The 14800-nt window shown below is 37.0% G+C and carries 16 protein-coding genes; 8 read left to right on the top strand and 8 right to left on the bottom strand.

Going from position 1 to position 14800, the window contains the following annotated elements:
* The first annotated feature begins 15 nt into the window (after window positions 1-15).
* Window positions 16-1206, top strand: a complete 1191-nt coding sequence (locus ACFX4R_RS13535; RefSeq protein WP_043982806.1) for a TcaA NTF2-like domain-containing protein — start codon at window positions 16-18, stop codon at window positions 1204-1206.
* A 53-nt stretch (window positions 1207-1259) separates the two neighbouring features.
* Here ACFX4R_RS13535 and ACFX4R_RS13530 read toward each other — a convergent pair whose 3' ends face one another.
* A complete protein-coding gene (locus tag ACFX4R_RS13530) occupies window positions 1260-2255 on the bottom strand; it encodes a DUF3231 family protein (protein WP_165575085.1) in 996 nt (331 codons plus the stop codon).
* A 335-nt stretch (window positions 2256-2590) separates the two neighbouring features.
* Between ACFX4R_RS13530 and ACFX4R_RS13525 the strand changes: the two genes are divergently transcribed.
* Complete coding sequence (locus tag ACFX4R_RS13525; RefSeq protein ID WP_043982803.1) at window positions 2591-3673, top strand: tyrosine-type recombinase/integrase; 1083 nt, start codon at window positions 2591-2593, stop codon at window positions 3671-3673.
* A gap of 141 nt (window positions 3674-3814) precedes the next feature.
* The gene (locus ACFX4R_RS13520; protein WP_043982801.1) at window positions 3815-4249 is read left to right on the top strand and encodes a hypothetical protein; all 435 of its coding nucleotides are present in this window, start codon (window positions 3815-3817) and stop codon (window positions 4247-4249) included.
* Window positions 4250-4285: 36 nt separating this feature from the next.
* Here the strand turns inward: ACFX4R_RS13520 and ACFX4R_RS13515 are convergent, their stop codons facing one another.
* Window positions 4286-4738, bottom strand: coding sequence for a MarR family winged helix-turn-helix transcriptional regulator (locus ACFX4R_RS13515; protein ID WP_025751758.1), 453 nt, complete (start codon window positions 4736-4738; stop codon window positions 4286-4288).
* 198 nt (window positions 4739-4936) lie between these two features.
* On the opposite strand from ACFX4R_RS13515, the gene ACFX4R_RS13510 reads away from it, so the two are divergent.
* The 3 genes from ACFX4R_RS13510 (at window position 4937) to ACFX4R_RS13500 (ending at window position 7300) form a co-directional block, all read left to right on the top strand.
* Entirely contained in the window at window positions 4937-5725 is a 789-nt protein-coding gene (locus ACFX4R_RS13510) for an HAD family hydrolase (protein ID WP_013057222.1), read from the top strand.
* A gap of 185 nt (window positions 5726-5910) precedes the next feature.
* Complete coding sequence (locus ACFX4R_RS13505; protein ID WP_043982800.1) at window positions 5911-6534, top strand: hypothetical protein; 624 nt, start codon at window positions 5911-5913, stop codon at window positions 6532-6534.
* Between the two features lie 508 nt (window positions 6535-7042).
* On the top strand, window positions 7043-7300 hold the full coding sequence (locus tag ACFX4R_RS13500) for a hypothetical protein (RefSeq protein WP_237074954.1): 258 nt from the start codon (window positions 7043-7045) through the stop codon (window positions 7298-7300).
* A 93-nt stretch (window positions 7301-7393) separates the two neighbouring features.
* Here ACFX4R_RS13500 and ACFX4R_RS13495 read toward each other — a convergent pair whose 3' ends face one another.
* From ACFX4R_RS13495 to ACFX4R_RS13485, 3 genes are all read right to left on the bottom strand, one after another.
* Window positions 7394-8674, bottom strand: coding sequence for an Nramp family divalent metal transporter (locus ACFX4R_RS13495; protein WP_043982798.1), 1281 nt, complete (start codon window positions 8672-8674; stop codon window positions 7394-7396).
* Between the two features lie 156 nt (window positions 8675-8830).
* On the bottom strand, window positions 8831-9769 hold the full coding sequence (locus tag ACFX4R_RS13490) for a PD-(D/E)XK nuclease family protein (RefSeq protein ID WP_241771414.1): 939 nt from the start codon (window positions 9767-9769) through the stop codon (window positions 8831-8833).
* A gap of 496 nt (window positions 9770-10265) precedes the next feature.
* Window positions 10266-10760: a hypothetical protein gene (locus tag ACFX4R_RS13485; RefSeq protein WP_165575089.1), complete on the bottom strand. Its 495-nt coding sequence runs from the start codon at window positions 10758-10760 to the stop codon at window positions 10266-10268.
* A gap of 415 nt (window positions 10761-11175) precedes the next feature.
* Between ACFX4R_RS13485 and ACFX4R_RS13480 the strand changes: the two genes are divergently transcribed.
* On the top strand, window positions 11176-11676 hold the full coding sequence (locus tag ACFX4R_RS13480) for a GNAT family N-acetyltransferase (RefSeq protein ID WP_013083340.1): 501 nt from the start codon (window positions 11176-11178) through the stop codon (window positions 11674-11676).
* A 35-nt stretch (window positions 11677-11711) separates the two neighbouring features.
* Here the strand turns inward: ACFX4R_RS13480 and uraH are convergent, their stop codons facing one another.
* Genes uraH through ACFX4R_RS13465 form a run of 3 tightly spaced genes read right to left on the bottom strand, consistent with a single transcriptional unit; the run spans window position 11712 to window position 13927 of the window.
* On the bottom strand, window positions 11712-12068 hold the full coding sequence (gene uraH / locus ACFX4R_RS13475; RefSeq protein ID WP_237074953.1) for a hydroxyisourate hydrolase: 357 nt from the start codon (window positions 12066-12068) through the stop codon (window positions 11712-11714).
* Window positions 12065-12592: a 2-oxo-4-hydroxy-4-carboxy-5-ureidoimidazoline decarboxylase gene (gene uraD / locus ACFX4R_RS13470; RefSeq protein ID WP_043982791.1), complete on the bottom strand. Its 528-nt coding sequence runs from the start codon at window positions 12590-12592 to the stop codon at window positions 12065-12067. The genes uraH and uraD overlap by 4 nt, the downstream gene beginning before the upstream one ends.
* Window positions 12593-12604: 12 nt before the next feature.
* Window positions 12605-13927 carry a nucleobase:cation symporter-2 family protein gene (locus ACFX4R_RS13465; protein ID WP_280559687.1) on the bottom strand — a complete coding sequence of 441 codons (1323 nt, stop codon included), beginning with the start codon at window positions 13925-13927 and terminating at the stop codon, window positions 12605-12607.
* A gap of 269 nt (window positions 13928-14196) precedes the next feature.
* Between ACFX4R_RS13465 and ACFX4R_RS13460 the strand changes: the two genes are divergently transcribed.
* The gene (locus ACFX4R_RS13460; protein WP_280559685.1) at window positions 14197-14784 is read left to right on the top strand and encodes a lysophospholipid acyltransferase family protein; all 588 of its coding nucleotides are present in this window, start codon (window positions 14197-14199) and stop codon (window positions 14782-14784) included.
* Window positions 14785-14800: the final 16 nt, after the last annotated feature.

Genomic DNA, 14800 nt, shown 5'->3' with positions numbered 1-14800 from the left:
TGAGGAGGACACCTTATGCATAAAAAATGGACGATTGCATTCGTTCTACTGCTGCTAATGGTTTTGACAGCCTGTGAAGAAAAAGAAACAGTTAAGTTATCCAAACCAACCGAACCTTCCTCAGATGAAGTGATCCCAAAAGATCAAGCTAAGTCATCTCTTCCGCCTGATCTTGTATCAGAAAAAAAAGCAGAAAAAACTGCGGTTGAGACGATGAACAAAATTTCAAGTACCTATAAAGAATTAGGCGAAGAGTACGAATGGGAAAATGAATCTAACCCTGCTGATTATGAAACGCTAAAAAAAGCGTTAACGCCATACGCAACTTCATCTTTAATTGCAACAAAGCTAAAAAGTATTTCTACTAATTATTACTGCAAAGAATGCAATATGAGCTTTTTTCCTGATGTAACTCATCTGATTCGATTTGAACTTATTAACAATCACGCTGGGCAATTTTCGGTCTCGGCTATTGAGCCAATTAGTAAAGAAGGAAGCGGCGGACTGACCATTTACATGAATTTTAAATACGTTAATAAGCACTGGAAATTAAACGAATGGGATGAAGTTACCTATCATCAAAAATACCTCAACATTACGGCCGATGAATATATCAAATACGTAAAGTCAATTAATCCTTCTAGTGATATTTCATATCAAGGTGAATCTACCCGCACAAATGAAAAAGGCGAAAAGGAAGAAATCTTGGTTTTCAAAGAGAATAATAAAACGTATGCCATCAGCAAAAACAGTTCTCAGAGAATCGACGATTTTAAAGAAGGTGAAAAAGAAAAAGAAGAGAAGGAAGAAAAAGATTTTAATTTAAAAAACATCCAAAAAGTTGATCAAGAAACAGCGGATATTTTCATTGAACATTATTTACGAGATTTAACAAAGTCCATTAACACGAATAAATTTGAACACGTACAGCCTTATATCCAGCGGGATAGTGTTTTGTGGAATGATCAAAAGCAGCTTGTGAAAATGCTGTACGAAAGAGACATTCGAGAAGAACTCGTTGATTATTCGGTATTAGACGTGGAATCTGTGAGTGAAGAAGAGAACGAAGCGGTCTATACAATCCAAACGAAAGAAGTCATTTCAATTACAACGAACGGTCAAAGTCAGGAAAAAGAGTATTATCGAACCTATACCGTTTCCTACAGCAATAAACAGCTGCACCTGACTAAAATTGAATCACTTTAAAAAACATCACGCTCTGCGTGATGTTTTTTATTTACAGGTAAGTTCGCAGGATATTAAGACAATTCTTTCCGATCATCTGCTCTTGGCAGTTTTTCTATCCATCCTTTTTTGATCATTATTCGGCCAAAAGAAGAGATGGTTTTTAAATCCCTTAAAATAGAAGCATCACAATGTCCGGCTACGTCTATTCTCATACTAGTTATCATAGCTGCAGCATAATATGTAGTAGCTAAATGAAACAAAAATCCCGCATGAAATACCATTAGTTTATCAGAAAAAGGGGCTACGTCAGAATTTGTAATTTCAGCATCCATCAAACGTGGAGACTGCAAGTTTTCTTGTTGAAGTAAGGAAGAAAAAATGTTTATGTTCTTACTGGCTGTGTGCAAACATTCCTCCATAAAGCTATGGATATCTTTATCTTTCGTTACCTGTTTGAAACCATTTACAAGCGCTTTAGCTGCCACGCTCTTTTTTAAATTAAAGTAAATGTTTCCAGCTTCCATTGAATTTAGCTGCCTTTTATCTCCGAATAGGTCCATAACATATCCCCATTCTGTAATCGAGTGACCTCTTTCTGTTTTAGAAAAGTAGGGAGATCGTTGATAAATACCTTTCGATATAAGAATTTCAATAGATTTATTATAAAGGTCCATCGCATCAATATTACATTGATAATAATGGTCACGTATATCTTTGCGTGCTGAAACACTAAAAGATATACTATATCCAGCCAACCCGTGCATGGTCATTTCGTGTATATACACTAACCAAAAGGTGTCCGTAAACAAAGGGGGAGCATCTAGATTTACATCTTTATCAGTAAAGCCAATGGGCAAATCTAATTTTTCAGCTTTAAAAATATCTCTAAGTACGTGCAAATGTTTTTCAGCCAGTTCTAAAGTAAATTCAAAAAGAGAATAAACCTCAGAATCTTTAACCTTTGCTAACACATATTTACTAATACAAACAGACATGGTGTCTTGGATGTATTGTGCCCATAAACTTGTAATTTCTGATGACGTCAATCTATTTTTCTGATTATCCAAATTCGGTACCTCCAATTATTACTTAAACTCCTACTAGTGTTCCCAAAACATTGCTGTCTAACACAATCAAAATCCTTTACCTAACTAACGCAAGATAACTCTTCCTTATCAAGCGTTCATATGATAAAGTAGAGAAATAAGCAGAAAATAGAATTTATTTTACATATAATGGATGTTTTTATTAAAATCTTTAAAAACCGGCTTTTTAAATTAGGTTTTGAGAGGTTTTTAAAAATTTTTAATGGTATTTGTTGCGAATTGATAAAAAATCGTTATATTCCATTCTGGATCACTTGAAAGGGGTACCTTTGTTTTTAATCATTAGGAGGGGTAAAATGGAAGAATTTGAATTGTCGCCTGTGAAAAATTCGTTTCGCCAGCTAAAAGAGCAGTGGGAAGAGGCAGAGCTGTTAGATGAAGATAACAATTTGAATTTGAAGCACGTTTCAGATGAAGAGTTTATTCAGCTCTTTTTTTCAATGCGTATTATCAAAAAATCACTTTCTCCTCATACGATCAGATCTTACAATCAAGACATGAAAACGATTCTGTCTTTTTTCTACGAACGAGAGATTACATTAAAATCGATTGGATTTATGGAAGTCAAATTATTTAATGAAGAAATGATGAATCAATATGCCAATCGCACCGCTGCAAGAAAGCTAGAATTTTTTAGAAGAATGCTAGAGTTTGGACACGCTACTCATTTTTATCCTTCGCTGTATACAACGTGGATTGAAAAACCATCTATTGCAAAAGGACATTACAGCGACAAGGAAAAACAAAATCGCACCGAGTACCGAGAGCTAACCGACCGCGAAGCCCAGGTGATTGTAAATGCATTAGAATCAGTCGTGCGCATTCGTCAGTATGAAAAGGAATTCAAAGCGCGCAATCGCTTAATGGGAATGCTTTTGTATATGAGTGGAATGCGTTCAAGTGAACTGCTGAGTTTAAATTGGGGAAGCTTCCGGGAAGACCGCCGCGGAAATTTGGTTGTAGATGTGATTGGTAAAGGAAAAAAAGAACGAACGATTCCCATGTTTGATGATGTGAAAGAAACGCTTTTCACTTACCGGCAAGCGTTAAATGAAAGCACTGAACTAAGTCCTTTTGACACCGAACCGCTTTTTTACTCCATTAAAGAGTACTATCGTACCGGCGAAAAGAAGCGATTATCCTATACAACGTTGTATCGAACGATTAAATCAGCTGTTTATAAAGTAAAAGGAAACGCGTCTATTTCTCCTCATTGGTTTCGTCATACCTTTATTACAAACAGTTTAGCTAATGACGTTCCGCTTGCGGTTGTGAAGCAAGTAGTTGGGCATTCTTCTATTGCTACAACGAACGTTTATCTTGAAAAACTTCAAGAAGATACGGTATACGACGCGTTTCGAAAATCGGGGTATCGCTAATTACCTATAATATTTTTATGTAAACTAAAAAACATATATTTTCATTTTTACTGCTTATGCGTATGAAATAAGTTGTATAAATGAATAAGTTACTTTTCCTACAATATAATGGTAGAAAGTCGATAAAGGAGGGAGCTATCTATGACGGCTAAACATCCGCTTCACTACCATTTCGGAGAAGTAACGGAGCTTTTTCATTACATATACGAAGTTTGTCAAACAGCAGGTATTTATATTGACTGGAGCGGAACAGCCCAAACCGTTCAGCTATATCGAAGCAAAGAATCTTTTTTATCCGGAGAACGCTACATCGGAGCGATTCAGTATGAGGGAAGCAATCAGTTTCAAAAAAGATGGCCTTCTACCGTCAGTTTGAGGTTTCGACGTGCGAACTTGTCGTTTATTTTAAAATATTGTTTAGAACAAATTGAAGACTACCGCAAAGACACGAACAAAGAACCCTTCATTAATCCAAATGCAGAATCCATCGCGTTTAAATTCACCTCTTTAACAGATGAAACCAAACAAGTGATTTCAAAAATCAAAGAAGTGCTATGCATCGCCAACTACGTGTAAAACCCCGCAGAATGTTAGCTGTGGGGTTTTGGGTATTTAACGCAGGTCTTCTGCGTCTTGAAGCAATTGTTCGGCGCGGTATTCAAGTTTTTGTAAAGTTTCGGTATAAATTTTCACCTGCTGCTCGTTTAATTCGGACGTTAATTCGAAAAATACCTGCTCCACAGCAGGCGTTACTTCTGTTTTTAAACGCAGGCCATCTTCTGTTATTTGAATAAAAAACGAGCGGCGATCTTCTGGATTTCTGATACGCTGAATCCAATTTTGTTTTTCTAGTAAATCTAAAATTTTAGTCAGCGTCGCTTGATCTTTATCCGCTCGTTCAGCTAATTGTTTCTGCGTACTATATTCAGCTTCTGATACGCGTTTTAAAACGGTCCACTGTTCTGGTGTAATCCCAAAAGGGCGCAAGCGTGCGGCAACTACTCTGCTTAAGCGCTTACTTGTACGAACGGTGGGAATGCCGAACATTTCTTCTAACGATTCCATATAAAACCTCCTGCATACATACATGCTGTGATTATATCAGCTGTTTTTATTTCTGTAAATTTGTTTGTAAAGAGGACGCTTGATAAAAATAAATTTACAGAATAAATCGCAAATACACTAGACTTATTGTGTGTATCCTTGTAATCTAGTGTAAGAATAGTTAAACTTTTTCAAAAACAGTAGGGGGTACACACATCCATGATTAAAGCGGTATTTTTCGACTTAGATGACACGCTACTTTGGGACCAAAAAAGCGTAAAAGAAGCATTCGTTGCGACATGTACATATGCAAGTGAGAAATATAATTTAAAACCTGAAGAACTAGAAGAAGCGGTGCGTAAGGAAGCAAGAGAATTATATGCTTCGTATGAAACCTATGAGTTTACGCAAATGATTGGCATTAATCCATTTGAAGGATTATGGGGAAATTTTTTAGACGATCATGATGAATTCCGCAAAATGAAAGATATTGTTCCTACTTATCGCAAAGAAGCTTGGACTCGAGGCCTTCGTGCTCTCGGAATTCACGATGATGCTTTTGGAGCAGAGCTAGCTGAACGTTTTCCACTAGAGCGCCGCAAAACACCGTTTGTATACGAAGAAACGTTTGAAGTGCTTGATCAATTAAAAGGAAAGTACAAGCTGCTGCTGTTAACAAACGGTTCACCTGACTTACAAAATACCAAATTGGATATTACATCAGAACTAGTTCCATATTTTGATGAGATTGTGATTTCAGGTGCATTTGGCCGTGGTAAACCTGATCCATCTATTTTCGACCATGCTTTATCACTTATGGATTTAAAGAAAGATGAAGCCATTATGGTTGGAGATAATTTAATGACAGATATACTGGGTTCTTCTCGCGTTGGAATGAAATCTGTATGGATTAATCGTCACGATAAAGAGCGAAATGAAGTCATTCCTACTTATGAAATTACCCATTTAAGTGAACTGCATTCAATTTTAGATGAACTAAATTCATAATACGAACAAACAAAAAAGAGGCGGAAATCGTCTCTTTTTTATTATAAAATAAGCACAGCAGTCTTTGCAGGTCCTATATCCGTTCCAAATCTCACTGATTTCATTCACATTGTACCAATCTTATCCTTGATTACCAGATAAATACCATGTAGCATAGTATATAGACTAGTCATTGGAGGAATAACATGAAGAAAATAGTTACCAGAAGCCTTGTAGCGGCTGTTTTGTTCACAGGTCTCACCGCTTGTGAAGACAAACAAGGCGATACTCACGTCACTTACAAAAACCCTCAACCTAAACATGCCCCGGGAGCAGACACCATTTCAGCAACAGATGAAACGATGGCCCCTGTAAGTCGGGTAGCTCAAGAAGATGAAACCGATGATCGATTAGCATTTGGAGAACGATCAAAACACGGTCAATATTATGTGTCCACAACGGATGCGCAATTTTATCCTGTTAAAGGAGCTAAACAAGTAAACACCCAGTACATTGTCGTATCCGTTCAGTTTCAGCGAACACCTAATGAACATTCGACTGTAGTATTAAACGACACAACGTTTACATTACAAGACACAGCAACTTATCAAACCTACGAACCGTCTGATGGAGGAAATTTATCGACAGAAACCCCGCACACCCTGTGGACAGCTTTTTCATCACCGTTACTATCTGACGATGAACCACTTAACCTCGATGTTGCATTTAAAATTCCAAAAAAGTCCAACCATACGTATAACCTATTAATTACACAGCAATCAGAACGAGCGGATGTGTTTAAGTTTGAAGAAGCCAAACAAGATTATTAATTACATATAGAAAAAAACGCCTGTCTTTTGTTTTATAGAAAAAGAAGACGTTTTTTGTAAAACCATCTTGTTTCTCATAGAAAGAGCAAACGATAGACACAAAAAGAAAAAGAGAATAGACATAAAGCGCGTTAGTGTAGTCAAGTTCAAAAAGAACGTGTATCATTGTAACTGCTGGTAACAAAAGATAGAGACATAAAATATAAATAAAAAAGCTATGAGAAAGGACAAGGTGCGTACATCACGTTAAAGACATATGAATCATAAACATACAAAAACAACTACTGAATTTAGTAATAAAAAAATAAACATGCATTTAAATAGAAAGCTATCAGCCGCTATTATAGCTGCGTTTCTTTTTACTTTACTTTTTTGTTTTATGCCAGGTATAAAAGAGTCAATTCCCAATTTTTCTATTAAAAAAACCAGTCCGCATTTCGTTGATTTATTTCCTTTATACCTTTTATTTTTTACACCCTTCTTTTTAATAATGGGGACGTTAGGCACGGTGATCGTTGATTTATTAGTCAGTGCGTTTGTAAAAGACCGTAGTAAAAAAATTGATTTTATCATGTCATTCATATTCCACGCCATTTTTGGGTTGTTAATGTTTGAATTCGGAATGATGGGCGTCATTCTTATTTTTATTGTTGATCGTATTCTTTCAATCCGTAAAAAAAACTACTCTTATTTATATCCACTGGGTTGCTTAGTACTGTCGGCCATTATTGGAAGTCTCGTCTATTTCATTTTTACTATTGTTTAATAAAAAAATAACAAAAAAGAGACCTGATTGTTAGACTATATCTAACTTTTTAGGGTCTCTTTTTTGTTTTTTCTTGAAAGTTTGATTTATTTACTATGCGAACGTTTGGTAAATCAAAAAGATATTTAAACAAATGACTAATGCCGCTATCACCCAAGCTACAGCCGTTGTAGCTTTATGATTAACCAATCCGCCCATGATTTTTTTGTTGCTTGTAAACATGATAAGAGGAACGAGCGCAAATGCAATTCCGAACGATAAAATAACTTGACTGACAACTAGTGCACTTGTTGGATTTACGCCAAACCCAATAATCAAAAGCGGCGGAATAATTGTAATGAACCGGCGAAGATATAAAGGAATTCTGCGTTTAATAAATCCTTGCATGATGACATCTCCAGACATTGTTCCGACCGAAGAACTTGAAAGTCCTGAAGATAATAATCCAACTCCGAAAGCAATAGCTGCAAAGGGACCAATTAAATGTTCAAATTGTGTAAAAGCCACGTCCAAATCTTGCACGTTTAGTCCGTTTTTAAAGAATAGAGCGGCTGCGACAATCAGCATGCTTGCATTAATTGCACCAGCGATAATCATGGCAATCACAATATCAATAAATTCAAAGCGGAAAATCGCTTTTTTCTCCGATTCTGTAGTTCCTACCACGCGGCGCTGCGTAAGAGCTGAGTGCAAATAAATTGCGTGTGGCATAACTGTAGCACCTAAAATCCCAGAAGCTAACAGCACGCTGTCTGTCCCGTGAAACTGAGGGACAAATAAGCCGTGGACAACACTTGCACCGTCTGGATGCGCAAGAAACATTTGAGTCCCAAAAGCTAATACCACAATAAAAACCATCGCCGCAATCGCTGCTTCTAGCAGTCGAACACCTCGTCTTTGTAACTCTAAAATAGCAAAAGAGCCTACCGCTGCGATAAGTGCAGCTGGGAACAAAGGAATATGAAATAATAAATAAATTCCAAGAGCAGCCCCAATAAATTCCGCTAAATCCGTCGCCATAATGACCAATTCTCCTTGGATCCAAAGCCCAAAAGAAACGAAGGACGGGAAGTGTTCCTGTGCTATCTCGGGTAAATTCAAGCCCGTTGCAATCCCTAATTTAGCTGATAACGATTGAATTAAGACAGCCATTAAGTTAGAAATTAATACAACCCAAAGCAGCATGTATCCGTATTGAGAGCCTGCTGCAATGTTAGTAGCAAAATTACCTGGGTCAATATAAGCAACCGCTGCGATAAAAGCAGGCCCTAAGAAAGGCAATAATCGCTTAATTCCTTTTGTTTTACCCGACAATACGTCTTGAGCACTTAGCTGCATAGCCGATAATGCTTTACTGCCGTTTTGATCTTTCATGTCTAGTGCTCCTTTCTTTGATGAACAATAAATAGCCCAAGCTAATTTTTTTATATGAAGTATAAAATGTTTCCTTAATGCAAATTATATGCTAGCAAAGGTTCTTTTGACAATAAAAAAGTTCAGCAAAAAATATAGATCATCTTCAGCTGTTTTTTATCCCGTTTGGCACAATTCTTTAAATGCACAGCCGTGACAGGAGGCAGGCGTATCTGTTTGAGGGAAATGCTCAAGCGGAAGAGGCTGATTTACCTCTGAGTCTTCCAAAAAAGTTTTCATATAATCAATACTTGTATCAACTTGCTGAAGAACAGCTTCAATTTCATGAAGAGTAAGCTGATACGTACGCGCACTGCCTGAAAGCAAGTATTCGTTTCGGACTTTTATCTGATCAACGGAAATATTATATTCGGCTAGCACGTAGAGGGCATATATCGCCAGTTGAAACAAATCATCTTTTGTTTGTTTACTTGTTTTCCAATCAACAATCGTAAATTCGTCTGTGACTGGGTTTTTAAAAAGAGAATGAAAAGGCGCATATACTTTATGATCATACACATTTATAGAACGAAACGACTGATGAGGCTCCACTTCTAAAAAAGGTGAAGATACGATTTCGCAAAACGATTTACTTTGTAAAAAGTGATGTACACAAATGTGTACCCGTTTTTGCATGTCTTTAAGATCTTTTTTAGAAATATAGCCGTTTTCGTAGAATTCTAAAAGCATCTTATACTGAGAAGGCTTATGATACCAAAGCTCTCCATAGTCAGTAGAATCACGCAGTGCGTTATTTAGTAGCTGCTGCGCTTTTTCCGTTAAGTTCTGTTCATTAGGGACAAGCTTTGTAGATGTATAGTCAGAAATGGCCTCTGTAATCACTTGACGCACGGCTTGTCCGGCGTACATAGATAAAGTGGAAACTTTTTTTAGACGATAAGCGCTCTGAGACTGAGCAGAAGCGCTGTCAAGCCATCCGTTGTGTGAGACATAATAATGATAGGCATACTTTCGTTTGCATTGTGTGACCATTTTATGTCTGGAGTACGACCATGAAAATTCAGGGAAATCAGTGATTTGAAACAAGCTATTCACATCCTTTTTCAAAAACTGCGCATAGGTTGGTCTATTAGTATATTCGTACATGAGTTAAAATAGACTGAAAATGCAGAGGGTGAATAGCTACGCATGCATATTATTTTGTGGATTCTCGCGAAATATGTATAAATAGAAAAAACTATTTAAAAATTGATTGCTTTTTTCTGTGGCGGATGTTATATTAATAAAGCGATGAGCTAATTTGTGTAAGTCGAAGGGCATGCTTTCGAGCTAAACGTGTGAATGTGGTCACACGGTCCCCGCCACAAACGCATCAAAGACGTCCTGCGTGGACGTCTTTTTCATTTTATAAAAAAGAGAGCGATAGCGCTCTCTTTTTTTTGTGGGATTATTTTCTGAAAAAGTTAAGGGCTGTTATTTGAATGCTTTCACTATGTTTTTAATACTTCTTTTTTATTCCACACATCGTTTCCTGCTTGCAACAAGAGTTTTCTTATCCGATTTTCTCGACCAAACGTAAATATATAAAAACTTACTGTATTTGCACATTTGCCGCATATTGCATTGTTCCTCTTGTAGAGTTGATCGCAATATCCACAACGTACAAACCTTGATTTTTAGGAACCTTAAATTCATTATTTTTGACAAACAGCTTGGTTTTTTCACCGTTATCTCTCCATATATGCACACTCACACTACGAATATAAGCACCGTCTAAGTTCGAAAAATGGAGCTTAACCAATTGTTGCTGCTTCAATGGGATACTTTTTTGCTGAGATATGTATGTATATAAATCATATACATTTATTTCTTTTTTTGTTGTTGAACGGCCGTTTGACCAGTTAATAGAACCTTTGTGAAGGTGATAGGTATGTTCGTTCACCGCAAGCGCAGCTTCAGGTTTGTTTTGATCGTATTCTTCCTCTAGAAAGAAAGCGCTGTTCTTAAGTAAAAGTAAGAAGAACACTATAACAGCTCCTAGACCGCTTAAGACATATACACCACATTTTGCGGGTTGTACTTTCATAATAATTTCCTTTCACAGACCAATAATTAAGGAGGATATGTACATAAAATTTCCACTTTTTCTATTTTAAACGATTACAAGTAAAATTACATTTATTGCTTTCTTTCTTCATAAAAAACAGGATAATAGTCATGTGTTTTCTACAAAAGGTCTCCTTAGATCCAATTCAAACCCATATAAAAGGAAGGTAATTGGAAATTAAAGAGGGAATCTAAAAAATTTACAGAAGTTGATAAGTGATTTAAAATTATACAGAGGAAAAAAGCATTTCAAAAAAAGGGAGATTAGTAGGTTTTTTGTTCTACTTCCGCTTCTTAAAAAGTCGTATTTTTCGTAAGAAACTGTAAAGCTATATTTTATAATGGTGAACCAATACATATACAAACAAAAGGGACACACAAAAAGGGGGATCAGCATGCAAATTAGAGAACTAGAATTACATGATGCTGCAAACTTTGTAGATTTGCTTAAACAGATTGAAGAAGAAAGTAAGTTTATGCTGTTTGAAAGCGGAGAGCGAAAGCTGAGCACGGATCAACAGGAGAAAAACATCGAAATCTTTAAGCAACAGCCAAACTCTACGATTATTGTGGCAGAAGAAAACGAGATGCTTGTGGGATATATAGCTGCAACAGGGGGCGAAGCTAACCGAAACGCTCACATCGCTTCTTTGACATTAGGTATTCGAAAGACGTTTCAAAATCAAGGGATTGGGACGGCTTTAATCGGTGCACTTGAAGAATGGGCGAGAGAACACCATATTCATCGTCTTGAACTGACAGTCGCTATACAGCATGAAAAGGCTCTTTCTTTATATGATAAAGTAGGATTTGAAATTGAAGGAACAAAAAAACATTCACTGCGAATTGGCGGTTTGTTCATTGATGAGTACTATATGTCTAAATTGCTCAACTAAAAAAGAAACGACGTTTAAAAACGCCGTTTCTTTTTTTAACTTCCTCTATAAATTTGGTATCCCCACGGTGACACAAGCAAAGGGACGTGATAATGTTCTTGTTCAGAAGACAATCCGACTCGAACAGAAACTTGATTTAAAAAGGGGGGATTTGTTGTTTGAACTTCTTGTTTTTTATAATATTCCCCAATATGAAACAGAAGTTCGTAATCTCCTGATTCAAACTCTTCAGCAGAGAAGAGCGGAGTTACTAACCTCCCGTCTTCATTTGTAGTACCGTGTGAAATTTTTATTCGTTTACTTTCCGACTGAATATGATAAAAATCAACTTTGACAAAAGCAGCCGGACATCCGTGGGTAAGATCTAAAATATGCGTTGTGATTTTAGTCATGCTCGTTTCTTTGTCTCCTTATCTTCAGTGATTTTATCAGTTAAGCGAAAGAAAGCAATCTTATATACTTCTTCTAATGCTGTATCAAACTCCGTTTGCTCGGTATTTAGTAAACGACTTTGCATTGCCTCGTATATATCTTCTTTTTGTTTACCTCGTACTGCCAAAATAAAAGGAAACGGAAACTTCTCCATATACGTTCCATTGAGAGAAGAAAACTGTTCATACTCATCTTGCGTTAAGTTTTGTAAGCCTGCTTTGGTTTGTTCTTCAGTAGAAGCAGATGTCATGGCAATATTTTCACCTAGATTTGGATGAGCTTGCAGCAGCTTCAGCTGTTTTTCTACAGACGCTTGCGCTACAATTTCTTTCATCATGTCATGAAGTTGTTCAACGGAAGAGAAAGGGCCTTTAAGATACGCCTCTTCTGCAACCCAAGGTGAATGTTCAAATATATCACCAACTAGTGAAACAAAATGCTTCTTGCTAAGCTGATTTACATACTGCACAGATACGTTATTCATACTACACCACCTTTATTTTATTTCTGAATAATCTGTCTTCTCCAAAGAGACGGAAGGTACTTTTCGTTCAATTGATGCGTTAAAAAAGAGATTTAATAAAATGGCAGCCAAACTTCCCGTAATAACTCCATCACTTACAATTACGCGCAAAGCACTCGGGAGCTGAGCGAATAAATCAGGTACCACCGTTACACCAAGGCCAAGTGAAAGAGAGCACGCAATAATTAGCAAATTTTCTTGTTTGGCCAAATCAACAGCACTTAGCATTTTGATGCCTGATGAAATAACTAAACCAAACAACACGACCATTGCTCCTCCTAAAACAGGGGTGGGAATAATGGTTGTAAAAGCAGCTATTTTCGGAACAAGCCCCAGTAATACGAGAATGAAGCCGGCTATTACCACTACATTTTTTGTTTTTACTTTCGATAATTGAACCAGTCCTACATTCTGAGCGAATGTATTGTAAGGGAAAGCATTAAATAGCCCTCCAAGGACAATGGCGATTCCTTCTGCACGGTAGCCTTTTGTAAAATCTTTTTCTGTTAATTCTCGATCACACAGCTTTCCTAACGCTAAAAATACGCCTGTAGACTCAATGATAATGACCAAGCATACGAGAATCATTGTTAAAATAGGGCCGATTTCAAAAGTAGGCATCCCGAAATAAAAAGGAGTGGGAATGTGCAGCCAAGAAGCTTCATTAAAATTAGTAAAATCAACTTTTCCCATTAATACAGCGGCTATTGTTCCAACTACAATTCCAATCAACACAGAAAGAGAACGAAGAAAACCGCTGAAAAATCGATTTAAAATTAAAATAAGCGCTAGAACACCAAAAGAAAGAAGAAGATTAGAAAGAGAACCAAAATCTTTGCTTCCGACTCCTCCTGCCATATTTCGGACAGCGGATGGTACAAGCGATAAACCAATCATCGTCACAACCGTTCCGGTGACAACGGGAGGGAAAAATTTAATAATTTTGCCTAAAAAACTTGCTGCCAGTACGATGAAAATACCACCAGCAATAATCGCTCCGTAAACAGCACTAATTCCATATTGAGTTCCAATTGCAATCATAGGAGTCACCGCTACAAATGAGCTTCCAAGTACAACAGGAAGACCAATACCAAACCACCTGTTCGTCCATGCCTGCAGCAGCGTAGCTAGTCCGCATGTTAGTAAATCAATGGCCACAAGATAGGATAAGTCATGGGCATTTAAATTCAAGGCGCGTCCCACCATCAGCGGAACGAGAATGGCACCCGCATACATAGCAAGTACGTGCTGTAATCCCAATGAAGCTAGTCGAAACGGTCGATTTTGGTTATTCACCTAAAAACCTCCTTTAATTATATCACATGTAATGTTAATAAATATTACATTTATAATGATACATTAATAGTAAAATGTTTTTTAAGGGATGTCATTAGTCAAGTTGACCAAAAACAGAGGTTTTAATATCTACTTTTTTACAATATATAGAGAAGCAGGTAAGCTATTGTGTAAAAAGATGTTACATTTATTTTTTAGTACCAGATATTAATATCAAGTGATATAATTTTGTATATATTTTCAAACAATAGAGGGAAGAGGAAATGTTTATGTATAATCTTGCGGCTCACGCATGTAAATTTTTATTAAAAAGGAGAGGGAAGCTTCACGTAAGAAACAGAGAGTATCTGCCAGCGGATACAGGCTTTGTGATTGCTTGTTCGCATAAGGGATGGGTAGACGTTGTAGCGCTTGGTGCGGCTGTTTTGCCTCACCAAATTCATTTTATGGCAAAAAAGGAGCTTTTTAATCATATACTCACTAGTAATGTATTAAAAAAACTCAACGCATTCCCAGTAGATCGTAACAACCCGGGACCCAGCAGCATTAAAATACCTATTAAATTAGCAAAAGAAGGACATATCGTCGGGATTTTCCCTAGTGGCACGCGAACAGAGGAAGACGTCCCCTTAAAAAAAGGAGCAGTCACTATAGCGAGCATAGCAAAGGTTCCTATTGTACCCGCAGTTTACAAAGGACCTGCCAATGTAAAAGAACTATTTTCGAAGGGTCCTATTGTTATCTCCTTTGGAAAACCTATCTACCTTGGAGAAGATAAACTGACAAAAGATCGCCTTGCCGACGTGTCAAACCATTTAACATCTTCAATTCGTGCGTTAGAGGAAACAGCAAGATAACTTCATAGCGGAGGTG

The organism is Priestia sp. YIM B13490 (genome assembly GCF_042787735.1).
Taxonomy (GTDB): domain Bacteria; phylum Bacillota; class Bacilli; order Bacillales; family Bacillaceae_H; genus Priestia; species Priestia megaterium.
The sequence above is the reverse complement of the archived record's forward strand: the minus strand, read 5'-3'. Positions and strand labels throughout refer to the sequence as shown.

What these genes read in the sequence shown, in the direction of transcription:
- ACFX4R_RS13535 (WP_043982806.1), top strand. Translation starts at nt 16, where the DNA reads ATGCATAAAAAATGGACGATTGCATTCGTTCTACTGCTGCTAATGGTT.
- ACFX4R_RS13525 (WP_043982803.1), top strand. Translation starts at nt 2,591, where the DNA reads ATGGAAGAATTTGAATTGTCGCCTGTGAAAAATTCGTTTCGCCAGCTA.
- ACFX4R_RS13520 (WP_043982801.1), top strand. Translation starts at nt 3,815, where the DNA reads ATGACGGCTAAACATCCGCTTCACTACCATTTCGGAGAAGTAACGGAG.
- ACFX4R_RS13515 (WP_025751758.1), bottom strand. Translation starts at nt 4,738, where the DNA reads ATGGAATCGTTAGAAGAAATGTTCGGCATTCCCACCGTTCGTACAAGT.
- ACFX4R_RS13510 (WP_013057222.1), top strand. Translation starts at nt 4,937, where the DNA reads ATGATTAAAGCGGTATTTTTCGACTTAGATGACACGCTACTTTGGGAC.
- ACFX4R_RS13505 (WP_043982800.1), top strand. Translation starts at nt 5,911, where the DNA reads ATGAAGAAAATAGTTACCAGAAGCCTTGTAGCGGCTGTTTTGTTCACA.
- ACFX4R_RS13495 (WP_043982798.1), bottom strand. Translation starts at nt 8,674, where the DNA reads ATGAAAGATCAAAACGGCAGTAAAGCATTATCGGCTATGCAGCTAAGT.
- ACFX4R_RS13485 (WP_165575089.1), bottom strand. Translation starts at nt 10,760, where the DNA reads ATGAAAGTACAACCCGCAAAATGTGGTGTATATGTCTTAAGCGGTCTA.
- ACFX4R_RS13480 (WP_013083340.1), top strand. Translation starts at nt 11,176, where the DNA reads ATGCAAATTAGAGAACTAGAATTACATGATGCTGCAAACTTTGTAGAT.
- uraH (WP_237074953.1), bottom strand. Translation starts at nt 12,068, where the DNA reads ATGACTAAAATCACAACGCATATTTTAGATCTTACCCACGGATGTCCG.
- uraD (WP_043982791.1), bottom strand. Translation starts at nt 12,592, where the DNA reads ATGAATAACGTATCTGTGCAGTATGTAAATCAGCTTAGCAAGAAGCAT.
- ACFX4R_RS13460 (WP_280559685.1), top strand. Translation starts at nt 14,197, where the DNA reads ATGTATAATCTTGCGGCTCACGCATGTAAATTTTTATTAAAAAGGAGA.